13 protein-coding genes are annotated in these 15956 nt (G+C 34.8%); all 13 read right to left on the minus strand.

All coding sequences use genetic code 11. The features are described from left to right. Positions 1 to 35: 35 nt before the first annotated feature. From ftsZ to mraZ, 13 genes are read right to left on the minus strand one after another with little or no spacing between them, the layout of a single operon-like run. Positions 36 to 2102, minus strand: a complete 2067-nt coding sequence (gene ftsZ / locus BMX53_RS01120; RefSeq protein ID WP_074744388.1) for a cell division protein FtsZ — start codon at positions 2100 to 2102, stop codon at positions 36 to 38. 13 nt (positions 2103 to 2115) lie between these two features. Then, a complete protein-coding gene (ftsA, locus tag BMX53_RS01125) occupies positions 2116 to 3549 on the minus strand; it encodes a cell division protein FtsA (RefSeq protein WP_038985150.1) in 1434 nt (477 codons plus the stop codon). A gap of 9 nt (positions 3550 to 3558) precedes the next feature. Continuing rightward, complete coding sequence (locus BMX53_RS01130; RefSeq protein WP_074744218.1) at positions 3559 to 4296, minus strand: cell division protein FtsQ; 738 nt, start codon at positions 4294 to 4296, stop codon at positions 3559 to 3561. Between the two features lie 17 nt (positions 4297 to 4313). Beyond that, entirely contained in the window at positions 4314 to 5657 is a 1344-nt protein-coding gene (gene murC / locus BMX53_RS01135) for a UDP-N-acetylmuramate--L-alanine ligase (RefSeq protein WP_063175178.1), read from the minus strand. A gap of 2 nt (positions 5658 to 5659) precedes the next feature. Then, positions 5660 to 6754 (minus strand): undecaprenyldiphospho-muramoylpentapeptide beta-N-acetylglucosaminyltransferase, encoded by a 1095-nt coding sequence (murG, locus tag BMX53_RS01140; RefSeq protein ID WP_074744220.1) that lies wholly within the window; start codon positions 6752 to 6754, stop codon positions 5660 to 5662. Between the two features lie 17 nt (positions 6755 to 6771). Then, entirely contained in the window at positions 6772 to 8010 is a 1239-nt protein-coding gene (locus tag BMX53_RS01145; protein WP_038984888.1) for an FtsW/RodA/SpoVE family cell cycle protein, read from the minus strand. 5 nt (positions 8011 to 8015) lie between these two features. Next, a complete protein-coding gene (murD, locus tag BMX53_RS01150; protein ID WP_038984889.1) occupies positions 8016 to 9347 on the minus strand; it encodes a UDP-N-acetylmuramoyl-L-alanine--D-glutamate ligase in 1332 nt (443 codons plus the stop codon). A gap of 1 nt (position 9348) precedes the next feature. Beyond that, positions 9349 to 10560 carry a phospho-N-acetylmuramoyl-pentapeptide-transferase gene (gene mraY / locus BMX53_RS01155; RefSeq protein WP_038984890.1) on the minus strand — a complete coding sequence of 404 codons (1212 nt, stop codon included), beginning with the start codon at positions 10558 to 10560 and terminating at the stop codon, positions 9349 to 9351. 19 nt (positions 10561 to 10579) lie between these two features. Next, entirely contained in the window at positions 10580 to 12037 is a 1458-nt protein-coding gene (locus tag BMX53_RS01160; protein WP_074744222.1) for a UDP-N-acetylmuramoyl-L-alanyl-D-glutamate--2,6-diaminopimelate ligase, read from the minus strand. After that, positions 12034 to 14037 carry a penicillin-binding protein gene (locus BMX53_RS01165; RefSeq protein WP_074744224.1) on the minus strand — a complete coding sequence of 668 codons (2004 nt, stop codon included), beginning with the start codon at positions 14035 to 14037 and terminating at the stop codon, positions 12034 to 12036. Before BMX53_RS01165 ends, BMX53_RS01160 begins: the two co-directional genes overlap by 4 nt. After that, a complete protein-coding gene (locus BMX53_RS01170) occupies positions 14028 to 14387 on the minus strand; it encodes an FtsL-like putative cell division protein (RefSeq protein WP_038984893.1) in 360 nt (119 codons plus the stop codon). Before BMX53_RS01170 ends, BMX53_RS01165 begins: the two co-directional genes overlap by 10 nt. Next, a complete protein-coding gene (gene rsmH / locus BMX53_RS01175; RefSeq protein ID WP_038984894.1) occupies positions 14384 to 15295 on the minus strand; it encodes a 16S rRNA (cytosine(1402)-N(4))-methyltransferase RsmH in 912 nt (303 codons plus the stop codon). The genes BMX53_RS01170 and rsmH overlap by 4 nt, the downstream gene beginning before the upstream one ends. Then, positions 15288 to 15743 (minus strand): division/cell wall cluster transcriptional repressor MraZ, encoded by a 456-nt coding sequence (mraZ, locus tag BMX53_RS01180; RefSeq protein ID WP_063175172.1) that lies wholly within the window; start codon positions 15741 to 15743, stop codon positions 15288 to 15290. The genes rsmH and mraZ overlap by 8 nt, the downstream gene beginning before the upstream one ends. Between the last annotated feature and the right edge of the window lie 213 nt (positions 15744 to 15956).

Consider the following 15956-nt stretch of genomic DNA (forward strand, 5'->3'; position numbering starts at 1 on the left):
GTTTTTCGGGCTCTATATCTTTCGTTAAATTGTAATTAATCTACATTATCATGTAAATATGAATTATTTGATCTTAACTGTCCATCATTATTACTATCTAAACCAAAACTAATACGAGACTTATTACTCGTATCATCAGTTTCTTTTAAATCAACACCACTTCTTTTATAAGCTGGCTCACGCTCAAGCTCTGAAAGTTGACTATTAGTATTATTAAACTTATAGTTAAACTCTTTCATCTTCTTTCTACGTTCAGCAGCGCGACTTTTTAAAGTAAACTCCTCAATACTCATTTCAATAGGATTAACTTCATCTAGTTCTTCCTCTACCACTACAGTATTAGTAGTAGTATTAACAACAGGAGATACTTCCTCTGATTTAATAGAGAATTTAAATTCATCTTCTATTGCATCTTGGTGTTTATTTACTGGCTTAGCAGAAGCTAATTCACTTTCTTTATCCGTGTAATCTTCTAAAGAAAACATGATAATCTCTTCCTTAGGAGCTGCACTTGCTTGCACTACTTTTACTTCATTTGTATAAGCAGCTTTAGCTTGTACTTCCACTCTTTCTTCTTCTTCTAAATGATAAACGATTGGCTCGTTTACTGGAACCTGTTGAGATACTCTAGATTCAGCTTGTTTAGCTACATTTACAATAACAAACTCAGGATCAACGACATTAATATCGCGAATATCTTTAGTTTTTGCTAAAACTTGCTCTTCTGTAATATTAGTATTTTTTTTTACCTCTTCTGCAGGTGTCACTATCTCAAAAAACACGTCTAATCCATTAGCATCACTAGCTCTCTCAGTCGCTTCTGTGGCAATCGGATCAAGTTGAAAAGAACTATCTCCTATTGGTTCAAAATTACCACCTCCATCGATATCATCATCTTCAAAATCTCCTAACTGATGTACAGTAATTTCATCACTCTCTTCTTTTATCTCTTCAGCTGTATGAATAACAGTATTCACTTTTGAAAGAGGTTCATCTGGTGAAGAATATCCGAAAGATTCAACATTGTTAGCTTGCATTAAATTGTGCTCAATTTTTTGATCTCCTTCTAAAACATGAATAATTCTATTAGGTTCACCAGTTGTCACAATTGTCTTTTGTTGCTCTATATTAAATCCAGTTGCAATAATTGTAACAGAAATAGCATCACCTAAAGATTCATCTTCACCAACTCCCATAATGATATTAGCATTATGACCAGCCTCCGTTTGGATATGATCATTGATTTCTCCAATCTCATCAATAGTAATTTCATTAGCACCAGAAACGATCAATAATAATACGTTCTTAGCACCACTAATCTTGTTATCATTTAATAAAGGAGAATCTAGTGCATCTACGATAGCATCTTTAGCTCTAGTTTCACCAGAAGCTGTAGCAGATCCCATAATAGCTGTACCACTGTCAGATAATACTGTCTTAGCATCTTTTAAGTCAATATTCTGCGTATAGTGATGCGTAATAACTTCAGCGATACCACGTGCAGCAGTAGATAAGACTTCATCGGCTTTGGAGAAACCAGCTTTGAAACCTAAATTACCATATACTTCACGTAATTTATTATTATTGATAACAACTAAAGAGTCAACTTGCTTACGTAAACGCTCAACTCCTTTTAAAGCTTGGTCTTGTCTAACCTTACCTTCAAACTGGAAAGGAATAGTTACAATACCTACTGTAAGGATATCGCGTTCTTTAGATAATTGAGCAATTACTGGAGCAGCACCTGTACCAGTACCACCTCCCATACCTGCAGTGATAAATACCATTTTAGTATTTGTATCAAGCATTTTCTCAATTTCTTCAATACTTTCTAGAGCAGACTGTTGGCCTACTTCTGGATTAGCACCCGCACCTAACCCCTCTGTAAGGTTTACACCTAACTGAATCTTAGTTGGAACTGGACTATTTTCTAATGCTTGAGAGTCAGTATTACACACTATAAAATCAACACCCTTAATTCCTTGTTGGAACATGTGATTAATAGCGTTACTTCCACCGCCCCCTACACCTATTACTTTAATAACGTTTGATTGATTCTTTGGTAAATCAAACTTTATTCCTCCAAAATCTGTATTCTCCATATACGTAGCCTTTTTATTCTTGCTTTTCAATAAAATCTTTTATTTTTCTAAAAAAAGTACCAAAGAAATTAGATTCAAATTTCTCAGCCGTTGGTGACTTAACCTCTGTTTCTTTTGGTTCTTCAGAAACTCTAGGCTCTGCAGCTCTAACAGTTTCTACTGGATCATGTGAAGCTTCAGTTTGTTGATACTGTTGCGTCACAGGTTCTGTACGATTTACTACAGAAACCACCTCTGGTGCCTTCACTTCTGGTTCTAACTCTGTTAAAGACACAGCACCTTTAATATGATGTCTTTCACTCTCCATTACTAACCCTACAGCTGTAGCATATAGAGGGCTAGAAATCTCTAAGCTAGAATCTCCAGCTAAGTGTTCGTTAGGATACCCTATACGAGTATCTATACCAGTTATATATTCTACTAACTGTTTAATATGTTTTAACTCAGAACCTCCTCCTGTTAAAACAATACCAGCAATTAGTTTCTTTTGCGGACTTTCATATCCATAACTCTTGATCTCAGAGAACACCAATTGAATAATCTCCTCTACACGAGCATGAATTATCTTAGATAAATTCTTTAAAGAAATCTCTTTTGGCTCTTTTCCTCTTAATCCTGGAATAGAAACAATTTCATTATCCTTATTCTCACCTGGCCAAGCAGATCCAAACTTCACTTTTAATATTTCAGCTTGACGTTCTATAATAGAACATCCTTCTTTAATATCTTCTGTAATTACGTTACCTCCAAATGGCACTACCGCTGTATGACGGATAATACCATCCTTAAAGATAGCTAAGTCAGTAGTACCACCTCCTATATCGATAAGTGCTACCCCAGCTTCTTTTTCTTCTTGACTTAGAACAGCTTCAGCTGATGCTAAAGGTTCTAAAGTGATTCCTGAAAGCTCCAATCCTGCGTCTTTAATACATCTACCAGCATTCTTAATCAATGCAGCTTGACCTACTACTACGTGAAATACAGCCTCCAGACGACTTCCATACATTCCAATAGGTTCCTTAATACCAGGTTCCCCATCGATTTTAAACTCTTGTGGAAGTACATGTATAATTTCTTCTCCAGGAAGCATACTTAGCTTTTGAACTTGAGTAATTAATTGCTCAATATCTTTATCACCGATTACTTCATCAGGATTTTCTCTACTTATGTAATCACTATGTTGAATACTGCGTATATGTTGCCCTGCAATACCTACTACTACATTCTTAATCTTATATCCTGCTGCAGATTCTGCATCTGTCACAGCATTCTGAATAGACTGAATAGTCTGGGTAATATTATTAACAACACCTCTTTTTACTCCTAGACTTTTAGCTTTACCTAAACCTAAAATTTCTAGTTTGCCGTATTCATTCTTCTTACCTATCATTGCGACAATCTTGGTTGTCCCAATGTCTAAACCTACAGCTATATTTTCTTTTTCCATACTCATTTTCTATTTAGTGCATACCACCTGTTTGGTGAACTTGAGGTTTATATACTTATATATATCGTGTTCAACATCTTCTCTAATTAGATATTGTACAAAGGCTTTGTAATTCTGCAATTTGACTTCTTTCTCTTCGAACCCTCCAAACAAAATATCAAAACGATTAGTACGACTTACTAACATTAAAGTTCCTTTAGGTTCTATAATAATGCCAGTGATATCCTCTCTTAAAAATTCATCCTCGTTGATTAACTCAAGTATTTCTTTAATCTCCCTTTCATTATTAGCATTCACTGTTCCTTGCACCATAGGAACTCTATCTGAATAATTCGTTGATAAAGGCATACTTTTACCAAACTCATCTAGATAATAATTCTTACTACCATCAATAACTCTTCCTATTGCCTTTTTTTGCCAAATATCTACGATTATCTTATTATCTACTGTCAAATAAACATCTGCGTTTCTGATTAATTCATTTTTCAGCACATTTTTCTCTAGATTATTCAAATCTAAAACACTTCTAGTAATCTTGGAAATTTTTGGAAATTTATTTTTAACCAAATTGCGAATTTCTTCAGCAGTTACGAAGTGTTCTTCACTTTCTTTAAAAACCACATAGATATTATCAACTTCCCTTTCATTACCACGTTTATTAGTGAAAGAATACAAAAACAGTAACAATCCGCATATTAATAATATGCGAACATCTGACCATCTTATTTTATTCAACAACTTTTTCACCTACTAATAGTGCTATTTTATTCTAATCCTCTTTTTATATCTTCAACCATTTCACCTAAATCTCCAGCGCCAATTGTCAATATCAATTCAGCACCTGAATTCTTTAAATATGGTAGTAATTCATCTTTCTGTAGCAATACTTTCTCATTAGACGTGACTAGGTCTAACAATGCAGAAGAAGTTACTCCTTCAATAGGTAATTCTCTAGCAGGATAAATATCCAAAAGCACAACATGATCAAAACTAGATAATGATGCTGCAAACTCACTCATAAAATCTCTTGTACGACTGTATAAGTGTGGTTGGAACACAGCTATTATTTTCTTATCTCCATACAACTCATGTACAGCTTGACTTACTGCAGCTATCTCTGTAGGGTGATGAGCATAATCATCTATATAAATAAGATCATCTCTTCGAACTTTATATGAAAAACGTCTTCTAACTCCTTGGAAACTTGCCAATCCCTCGACTAATACTAATGGATTTACACCATATGTATAAGCCATTGCAAAAGCTACTAAAGCATTTGATAAATTATGTCTTCCTGGTAAACCAAAGCGAACATCATTAATTCTCTCATTAGGTGTTATAATATCAAAAACATACCATCCATTATCAATGCGTATATTCTCTATCTTATAACTGCAATCTTCTCCAAAGCCAACCTTAATACCATCTAAATCTACGTTCTCCGTTTTAAAGAATTTAGATTTATCTTCTACTTTATCAGCAAAGTCTTGGAATGCCACTAACATCTCTTCTGCTGTTCCAAATATATCTAAGTGGTCTGCCTCTGTAGAAGTTATACAAGCCGTATTAGGATATAACCTTAAAAAAGAACGATCAAACTCATCTGCCTCTACTACTGTAACAGTTGTACCACTACCTATTAAGTTAGTTTGGTAATTCTCTACTACACCTCCAACAAATGCTGTTACATCCACTTTCGCTTGATATAACAGATGTCCTAAAATACTTGTAGTTGTTGTCTTACCATGAGTACCAGCTACTGCAAAACAGTATGTATCCTTAGTAATCAACCCTAATACTTCAGAACGCTTGCGGATATCAAATCCATTTTCAATAAAATAATTCCATTCTGAGTGTGCTTTAGGTATCGCAGGAGTTACTACTACTAATGTACTCTCTTTATCTCTATATACATCACCCACTAAGTCTAGATTATCTTCAAAATGAATATCTATTCCCGCTTCTTTTAATTCATCTGTAAGCTGTGTAGGTGTTTTATCATACCCAGCTACATTTTTACCTATAAACTTAAAATAACGAGCTAAGGCACTCATACCGATACCTCCAATACCTATAAAAAATACGCTCTTTATCTTACTTAATTCCATAATTAATTCTTCATTATTGCTTCTACTTGATTTACAATATCACTTGTCGCATTAGGCAAGGCTAAACTTAAAAACTTAGCACCTAATTCTCTCTGTAAATCACTATTTTCAACTAACGCATTAAACGTTGGTAAAAATTTCTCTTCTAATTCCATTTCTTTAAGCAATATTGCTCCACCTTCTTTTACAATGCTCATCGCATTTTTTGTCTGATGATCCTCAGCCACATTTGGCGAAGGAATAAATATCACAGGCTTACCTACTAATGCTAATTCAGATATAGAAGAAGCTCCTGCACGAGATATAACATAATCTGCTGCTCCATAAGCCAAGTTCATCTTCTCAACAAAAGCAGTTACTATAACGTCTTCAGAATTATATTTCTTATACTCTTCATAGTACAACTTACCACATTGCCAAATGATTTGTATATTCTTATTTCTCAGTTCTTCTATGTTCTTCTCAATTAATTGATTTATTCTACGAGCACCTAAACTTCCTCCTAGTACTAAAAGAATTGGTCGATCACTATCTAATCCAAATACTTCTATTCCTTCTTCTCTATTAGCTCCAACGTTCAATAAATCATTTCTTACTGGGTTACCAGTTTTGACAATTTTCTCCTTTGGAAAAAATCTTTCCAAATTGTCATAAGCAACACATACTCTATTCGCCTTTTTCCCTAATAACTTATTAGTTATTCCTGGAAAAGAATTTTGTTCTTGTATTAATGTAGGTATGCTCATACTTGCTGCTACCTTGACAACAGCTCCACTAGCAAACCCACCAGTTCCAATAACCACATCAGGTTTAAACTGTTTAATTATTTTTTTTGATTTCCATAAACTACTTATAAGCTTAAATGGAAACGCTAAATTATCAATAGTCAATTTCCTTTGGATACCTGATATCCATAAACCCTCTATTTTATAACCTGCTTGTGGCACCTTCTGCATTTCCATCTTATCCTCTGCTCCTACGAACAGAATTTCCGCATCTGCATATCTTGCTTTAATTTCATTAGCGATAGCGATAGCTGGATAAATATGTCCTCCTGTACCTCCTCCACTTAATATAACTCTCGGTGCACGTTTCATTTATGTAATTCTTTATTCTAATTAGCTAATCCTTGTTCTTGTCTAATTTCATTTATCCTCTTTAGTTCCTCCTGCATTCGTTCTTCTTCCTCTAATCTTTCCATCTCTTGTTTTTGTATTTCTTGTTCTTTCTTAGTCACACTTAATATAACTCCTAAAGAAACACAAGTCATCCAAATAGAGGTTCCTCCACTACTAATCAAAGGCAAGGTCTGTCCTGTAGTTGGCAATAGTGATACAGCCACTCCCATATTAATCAAAGCCTGGGATATAAAATAAATCCCTAATCCTATCACTAGTAATTTCCCAAACAATGTTGGTGCCTTATGAGCTGCAATCAAGAATCTAAAGAACAAATACAAATACAAAAACAGTATTGTCAAGCCTCCTAATAATCCATACTCTTCAACAATAATAGCGTAGATAAAATCCGAAGATGACTGTGGCAAAAAGTTCTTCTGAATACTCTTACCAGGTCCCTTACCAAACAAGCCACCAGATGCTATCGCAATCTTAGCATTATCAACTTGATATAAATCCTTACCACCTTCATCTGCATTGGCAAAACGATCTATACGACTAATCCAAGTATCTACACGATTAGGCATAGTACCTTCTGGTAAAGTTTTAGCAGCTAAGACAAACAAAGCAACAAATGCAATACCAGCAAACCCTATAGCTAAAAGATACTTCCAGGGATACTTCCCTATAAATGCTAAACCAACAACCATCAAGAAAATAATCGCTGCAGTAGAGAAGTTAGCTGGTAAAATAAGTCCTACAACTATCACTACAGGCAACCACAACTCCAACGCTGATGGCCAAAACTCCACTTTCTTATCTTGTATACTAACGAGATACTGTGCTACATAAGCTAACAAAACAATAGCTGCAATAGCCGATGGCTGTATTTGCACAAAGCCAATATCTAACCATCTACTTGCATTAGCCCCTCCAATCGTTTTCCCTTGTATTAGAGTAAAAAACAACAGAACGATAGCTACAGGCATCATTAATATAGCTATTGATCGAAAATATCTATACTCAAGTCTATGAACTAAATACAATAGTGTAAAACCAACAGATAAATGAAAAAAATGCTTAAACAGATAAGAGAAGGTAGATTTACCTGTTCCTACAGTATACACCAAGTTAGTACTTGCACTATAAACAGGTACAAACGAAAATAAGGCCAGCAAAAAAATCACTGTCCATATATGTTTGTCTCCATATAAATGTGCTACTAACTTTTTCATTTTATCTATAGATTATTCACTTCAGCTTTAAACTGATGTCCTCTATCTTCATAATTTTTAAACAAATCAAAACTTGCACAAGCTGGTGATAACAATACTGTATCTCCACTCTCTGCTAAGCGTTGAGCCATTTTAACAGCATCAGCCATACTCTGCACTTCGATTAATGTATCTACCACAGATTCGTAAGCTGCTTTTATCTTAGAATTATCAACTCCTAAACAAACAATGCTCTTAACTTTCTCTCGAACCAAAGGCATTAATTCATCATAATCGTTTCCTTTATCTACACCTCCTACTATCCATACTGTTGGAGTCTTCATACTCTCTAATGCAAAAAAAGTAGCATTGACATTAGTCGCTTTAGAATCGTTGATATACTGAACATTCTCCACCTTCATTACTTTCTCTAAACGGTGTTCAGCTCCTTGAAAATCAGATAAACTTTCACGAATACTTTGCTTTCTAATTCTCTTTAACTGCGCTACAGCAGTTGCAGCCATAGCATTCTTAACATTGTGCTTTCCTTCTATCCCAAGCTCACTTATAGGCAATACAACAGTTTCTTTATCCATCGCTACTACAATATTTTGCCCTTCTAGATATGCTCCATATTCTAACTTTTTAGAAATTGAGAATGGAACTTTCTTAGCGGCAGTTTTATTATTAGTTAACCAACGTTGAATCTCGACATCATCATAATCATAGATTAGATAATCATCTTTTGTCTGATTCATTGTAATTCTAAACTTAGCATTGATATAATTCTCATATTTATAATCATATCTATCCAAGTGATCTGGGCTAATATTAGTAATAACAGCAATATGAGGTCTATACTTGCGTATGCCATCTAATTGAAAACTACTCAATTCTAAAACATAACACTTCTCTGGGTTAACAGCTACCTGTTTAGCATAGCTTTCCCCTATATTCCCTCCTATTCCGACATTTAACCCTCCTTTACTTAGTAAGTGATAAGTCAACATCGTTGTTGTTGTTTTTCCATTACTACCAGTTATAGCAACAGATGGCTCTGTATTAAAAGTATAAGCAAACTCTATTTCTGATATCACATCAATATCATTAGCCAATATCTTTTGTATTATAGCTACTTTGTCTGGTATACCAGGACTTTTCACCACTATATTTCCACTTAATATTTCTGATTCTGTGTGTTTACCCTCTTCCCAACGTATGTCAAATTCATTCAAGATAGCCTTATACTTGTCGCTAATCATTCCAAAATCTGATACGAATACTTCATAACCTTTAGCCTTTGCTAACACAGCAGTTCCTACACCACTCTCTCCTGCGCCTAATACAATCACTTTCATACTATCTAATTTTTAGAGAAACAATACAGAATATTCCTAATAGTATTCCTATAATCCAAAAACGAGTAACAATCTTACTCTCATGATATCCTTTCTTCTGAAAATGGTGATGAAGAGGAGACATTAAGAATATCCTTCTTCCTTCTCCAAATCTCTTTTTCGTGTATTTAAAATAAGCTACCTGCAATACCACAGATAGGTTCTCTGCTAAGAATATTCCACATAAAACTGGAATAATCAACTCTTTACGAACCGCGATAGCCAATACAGCGATAATACCCCCAATTGTCAAACTTCCCGTATCTCCCATAAATACCTGAGCAGGGTATGTATTATACCATAAGAACCCAATCAATGCTCCCATAAAGGAGGCTATAAACACCGTCATCTCTCCCGAATGAGGAATATACATTACATTCAAATACGTAGATAAAATCACGTTACCCGAAATAAACGCAAAAATTCCCAACACAAAAGTTGAGATTGCAGATGTCCCGGCGGCTAATCCATCGATACCATCTGTAAGGTTAGCTCCATTTGATACTGCTGTAACAATAAATATTACAATAGGTATAAATATCAGCCATGTATATTTTTCGGCTCCTTCACCCATCCAACTAATCAAAATAGAATAGTCGAACTCATTATCTTTTAAGAAAGGAATAGTCGTTGCTGTCGATTTTACATCATACTTACTAGCAACTTCTTCTACTAAAACGCGATTCGCAGGCATCTCTCTTACTGTAACACTTGGGCTAAAATAAAGAACTGAACCTACGATAAGCCCTAGACCTACTTGACCGATTACTTTAAATCTTCCTTTTAATCCTTCTTTATCTTTTCTCTTCATTTTTAGATAATCATCTAAAAACCCGATAGCTCCCATCCACACTGTAGTTAATAACAATAATAACACATATGTATTATCAAGTTTAGCAAACAACAATACTGGAATTAACGTAGCTACGATAATAATAATACCTCCCATTGTAGGTGTTCCTGCTTTCTCCTTTTGCCCTTCTAATCCAAGCTCACGAACAGTTTCACCAATCTGCATTTTATGTAAAAACTTAATAATTTTCTTACCATAGATGATTGATATCAACAATGAGAAAATCATTGCCATACCAGAACGGAACGTGATGTAGTGAAACATTCCCGCTCCTGGAATTTTGAAATATTCATCTAAGTATTCGAATAAATTATATAACATACTTTTAATCTCCCTTAATCTATTGTTCTAAAAATTCAGTTACAATCTCTAAATCATTAAAATGATTTCTTACACCTTTAATCTCTTGGTAAGTCTCATGTCCTTTACCAGCAATTAAAATAATGTCACCTGCTTCAGCTTGTTGACAAGCTAATTTGATAGCTTGTTTACGATCCTCTACTACTACAGTCTTCATCGTGTTCTGAGGCTCTACCCCTCTTTCCATTTCCTCTAAAATCACATTAGGATCTTCGAATCTAGGATTATCAGACGTAAATATTACTTTATTACTTAATTCTGATGCTATCTGAGCCATTTCAGGTCTCTTTGTTTTATCTCTATTCCCTCCACACCCTACTACTGTTATCAATTTCTCATTGAAAGTTCGAATAGAATTTATTGTATCGATTACATTTTTTAATGCATCAGGTGTATGTGCATAGTCTACAATAGCAGTGACTTTTTTAGAAGAAACCACATATTGAAATCTTCCTGCTACACTTGTTAACTTACTAACCTCCAAAAGAGCTTGTTCTTCATCTACTCCTAATTGTACTGCTGCGCCATAAACAGCTAATAAATTTGAAGCATTAAAAGCACCTATTAATTGTACCCAGATTTCACGTTGATTAATTTTCATCAACATCCCTGAGAACTGACTCTCTAATACTTCACCTTTAAAATCTGCTACATTCTTTAATGCATAGGTCTTAATTAAAGCTTTTGTATTTTGAGTCATTATCAATCCATTCTTGTCATCAGCATTAGTCACAGCAAACGCTTTGTTTCCTAATTGATCAAAGAACATCTTTTTTGCATTTCTATATTCAGCAAATGTCTTGTGATAATCTAGGTGATCATGAGTTAAGTTCGTAAATATACCCCCATCAAACTCTAAACTATGTGTACGCATCTGAACAATACCATGCGAGCTCACTTCCATAAAGCAATACTCACAACCTGCTTCAACCATCTCATTTAAATAATGATTAATAGTCAATGAGTCTGGCGTTGTATGTGTAGCATTATATGCTATATCTCCTACCTTAATAATAACTGTAGATAATAGACCTGCTTCATAACCTAAATTTCTAAACATTGTATATAACAATGTTGCTATAGTTGTCTTACCATTAGTACCTGTTACACCTACTAATTTCAACTTAGATGAAGGGTTATCATAATAATTACTAGCTGCTATAGCTAATGCCTTATTACTGTCTTCTACCAATACATAAGTAACTCCCTTTACTAGCTCCTCTGGCATCTGTTCACAGATTACTGCTGTAGCTCCATCTTTAATAGCTTGACTAATATAATCATGGCCATTAACAACAGTACCTGGGATAGCTACGAATAGGGTATTCTCTGAAACCTCACGTGAATCAAATGCAATCTTGTCTATAGCTAGGTCTAAATCACCACCTACTACAGATATCATTTTTGCTGATTGTAATAATTCGTTTAACTTTTTCACGATAGTTCTAATACTACTTTTTGATTTCTAATTATTTTCTGACCCGCTATAATAGACTGAGTCTTTATTTTTCCAATTCCTTTAATTTCAACTTTCAAGCCTAAATTTTCTAATAATGGAACTGCATCCATTGCATACATTCCTCTTACATCAGGCATGATATCCACACTCTCATTTACTTTATCAGAGTATGTGTTATAACTAGCTCTTACATTAGATGGTACCGCATTTATATTGCTTAAGCTAGTAGTCGTAGGCACATCAGTATATATCTTCTGTGCGATACGTTTAAATACTGGACCAGACACATCTGCCCCATAATAACTCTTCGTTCTATCTGGTTTATGTATAATAACTATACACGAATATTTAGGATTATCTATAGGAAAGTATCCCGCAAATGAAGACGAATAATACATATCCTTTCCTTTGCCCTTTCCATAGTTCACCTGAGCCGTCCCTGTCTTACCTGCCATAGAAAAATTAGGAGAACTCAGCTTCTTCCCTGTTCCCTTCTTTACTACATTTGCAAGTACAGCTTGTACTTGATCGATAACTTCTGGTGACGCTATCTGAGGATTAATAACCTCTGGCTCAAACTTCACCACAGTCTTATTAAACTCTTTTACCTCTGATACGAACATTGGTTTTACCATCACACCATCATTAGCCACTGCATTATATAACATCAATGTATGTAAAGGTGTTATAGATACCCCGTATCCAAAAGCCATCCATGGCAATGCTAATCCACTCCATCCCTTCTTACCTGGTTTTGGCATGTATGGCACTCCACCTCCTTTAATAGGTATATCAACAGCTTTGTCTAATCCTAGTGAACTTAGATAATTAGTAAACTCACTTGGTTTATCTTTAAACCCTTCATTTACAGCTTGTGTTATAACTGTATTAGACGAAACCTCAATACCTCTAGCTAGTGAAATCTTACCATAGCCACCCCATTTAGAATCGCGAACTCTAGCATTGTAAAACTTCACAACCCCATCATTAGTATCGTAAATTCTAGCTGTATCACTTTTTTTCTTTTCTAGCAACGCCAATAACGATGCCAATTTAAATGTAGACCCAGGTTCATGTCTTTCTCCTACAGCATAATTAATAGTTTCATAATAATTACCACTTTCAGATCTACCTAAATTAGAAATAGCACGTATAGCTCCAGTTTGTACTTCCATTACTACTACACATCCATGATCTGCACTATAGTACTCCAACTGCTTTAAAAGAGCGTGGTGAGCGATATCTTGGATATACACATCTATAGTAGATACTACATCTTGCCCATCGATAGGTTCTATCTCATTCTCATCATTAATTGGTTTCCATTGATCCTTACCTAAACTTTGCATTTTACGTCGACCATCGATACCACTTAAATAAGAAGTAAACGCTCCTTCTATACCAACTCTACTATATGTATTATCCTCATTCTTTCTCTCATACCCTATGGTACGCTGAGCGATTTTCCCAATTGGATGTTGTCTAATTGTTTTTTGAAGAGAAATAATACCTCCTTTATAAGGACCTCTTTTAAACAGAGGAAAGCTTTTCACACGCACATACTGTGTGTAACTTAAGTCCCTTGCAATAAACACATATCGACTTCCATTCTTCCTTGCCTTTCTAAGCATATTTTCATAATAGCTAGAAGGCTTATTAAACATCACTCCTAAAGAATCAGACAATGGCTTTACATTATCATAAAAATCTTTCTCACTTGGAGCCAAACCATCAAAACGAATTTCAAAGACCGGAACAGAAGTTGCTAATAAACTCCCATCTGACGAATACACATTCCCTCTATTAGCAGGGATGTCCTCTATCTTTATTCTAGTTTTATCTTGTGCCTTTTCTCTTAACTCTTTTCCTTCTATCCCTTGGATTTGAACCAAACGATAAATTATCCCTCCAGCAAACAGTAAAACCACAGCAGAGATAAGATATATATTCACATAAATATTTTTATTATTTAGCGCCATAACTTATCCCAAAAACTTTCTTTTGTTACTTCTTCTGTTACTTTAATCTTTGTCGCTGGTATCTCTGATGGAAATATCCCATCTTCTTCCAAATTCTTGGTAATAGTAGATTCCATCTTTAACTCCATCAACTCTGATCGCGTATCCACAAATTCCGCTCGCAACATTTTAACTTCGTGAGTTAATTTTGCAATTTTGAATACCTTCGATTCATACGACTGTGTATTCCCAATTAACAACAAACTCAAAATGATAACATAAATAATAAATGCCCAAGTCTTTGCCGAGTTCTCATTTACGAGAATCTTAGCTTTAATTATATCTCCTGGACTACTTACTTTGTTTTTCATTTTTTCTCAGCTATTCTCAATTTTGCAGAACGTGCCCTGTTATTTACTGCTATTTCTTCATCAGTTGGCAATATTAACTTGCCAAGCTGCTTCATCGGAACTTCAAATCTTCCAAAGAAATCCTTTTCAGGTTCTCCTTCGAACATTCCATTCTTCATAAAACGTTTTACTAAACGATCTTCTAACGAATGGTATGAAATAATACTTAAGCGACCTTCTGGTTTTAATACCTCAAGACTCTGCATCAACATTTCCTTAAGCACATCCATCTCCTGATTTACCTCAATACGAATTGCTTGATAAATCTGAGCTAGTATCTTCGCACTCTTGTGAGCGGGTAAAAATCTAGCTAATACTATTTTTAATTCATCAGTATTCTTAATTGGTGCTTCAGCTCTAGCTTTTACAATTGTATTAGCGATAGAACCAGCATTCTTAAGCTCCCCATACATGTAGAACATATTTCTTAAGTCTGCCTCTTCATATTCATTTACCACATTAAATGCAGACACATCTCCAGACTGACTCATACGCATATCTAATTCACCATCAAAACGAGTAGAGAACCCTCTTTCAGGAACATCAAATTGATGTGATGACACACCCAAATCTCCTAAAACACCATCCACTTCCTTTACTCCATGAAAACGCAAATAGCGTTTTAGATATCTAAAATTCTGATTAATCAGTGTAAATCTAGGATCATCTATGGCATTAGCTAACGCATCCTCATCTTGATCAAAAGCAAACAACTTACCTTCACTCCCTAAACGACTAAGTATCTCACGAGAATGACCTCCTCCTCCAAATGTAACATCTACATAAACACCATTCGGATCAGTTATTAATCCATCAATACTTTCCGTTAACAAAACGGGTCTGTGATAACCATATTCTTCTTTACTCATCAAAACTTATATTACTCATTACATCCTGAGCCAACTCTCCAAAATCAAAATCATCTTCTTCAAGTGTTGCCTCATACATCTTCTTATCCCAAATTTCCATTATATTCACCTTTGACGAAAAGACAAGATCTTTGCTTATCTGTGCAAAATCAATCAAATCCTTAGCAATCAAAAGACGTCCAGCATCATCGATATCTACATTCTTCACACCAGCCATAAATCGACGAATAAAAGCATCATTCTTTTTATCAAAAGGATTCAACTTTCCTATTTTACTCATCATTTTCTCCCACTCTGCCATAGGCCATAACTCTAAACAGTGCTCAAAAACAGAACGTTTCAATACAAAACCATCAGCAATACCAGGCAACTGCTTCTTTAGAGAAGCAGGAACTAGCACCCTTCCTTTGGCGTCTATTTTGCATTCATATGTCCCGATTATTGCCATCTGTGTACACCTATAAATATAATCTTAGCAAATGTAGTCATTTTTTTACCACAATTTACCACTTTTTCCCACTTTGTTAATAAGTTTTGAGTATTCCCCCTAATTAATCAAGAAAATAGGGTAATCGACTGAATTATAGCCCTTAATTTTGAATTACAATTCGCATTTTCAACTAGAGTTTTTACTCAAAAAAACACATTTATCAACCGAAAT

It is taken from the genome of Myroides marinus (assembly GCF_900109075.1).
Taxonomy (GTDB): Bacteria; Bacteroidota; Bacteroidia; order Flavobacteriales; family Flavobacteriaceae; genus Flavobacterium; species Flavobacterium marinum_A.

Bases quoted from the DNA above. Each gene is read 5' to 3' on its own strand.
- murC (WP_063175178.1), bottom strand. From the start codon at position 5,657: ATGGAATTAAGTAAGATAAAGAGCGTATTTTTTATAGGTATTGGAGGT.
- mraZ (WP_063175172.1), bottom strand. From the start codon at position 15,743: ATGGCAATAATCGGGACATATGAATGCAAAATAGACGCCAAAGGAAGG.
- BMX53_RS01170 (WP_038984893.1), bottom strand. From the start codon at position 14,387: ATGAAAAACAAAGTAAGTAGTCCAGGAGATATAATTAAAGCTAAGATT.
- ftsZ (WP_074744388.1), bottom strand. From the start codon at position 2,102: ATGGAGAATACAGATTTTGGAGGAATAAAGTTTGATTTACCAAAGAAT.
- ftsA (WP_038985150.1), bottom strand. From the start codon at position 3,549: ATGGAAAAAGAAAATATAGCTGTAGGTTTAGACATTGGGACAACCAAG.
- mraY (WP_038984890.1), bottom strand. From the start codon at position 10,560: ATGTTATATAATTTATTCGAATACTTAGATGAATATTTCAAAATTCCA.
- BMX53_RS01145 (WP_038984888.1), bottom strand. From the start codon at position 8,010: ATGAAAAAGTTAGTAGCACATTTATATGGAGACAAACATATATGGACA.
- BMX53_RS01165 (WP_074744224.1), bottom strand. From the start codon at position 14,037: ATGGCGCTAAATAATAAAAATATTTATGTGAATATATATCTTATCTCT.
- rsmH (WP_038984894.1), bottom strand. From the start codon at position 15,295: ATGAGTAAAGAAGAATATGGTTATCACAGACCCGTTTTGTTAACGGAA.
- murG (WP_074744220.1), bottom strand. From the start codon at position 6,754: ATGAAACGTGCACCGAGAGTTATATTAAGTGGAGGAGGTACAGGAGGA.
- murD (WP_038984889.1), bottom strand. From the start codon at position 9,347: ATGAAAGTGATTGTATTAGGCGCAGGAGAGAGTGGTGTAGGAACTGCT.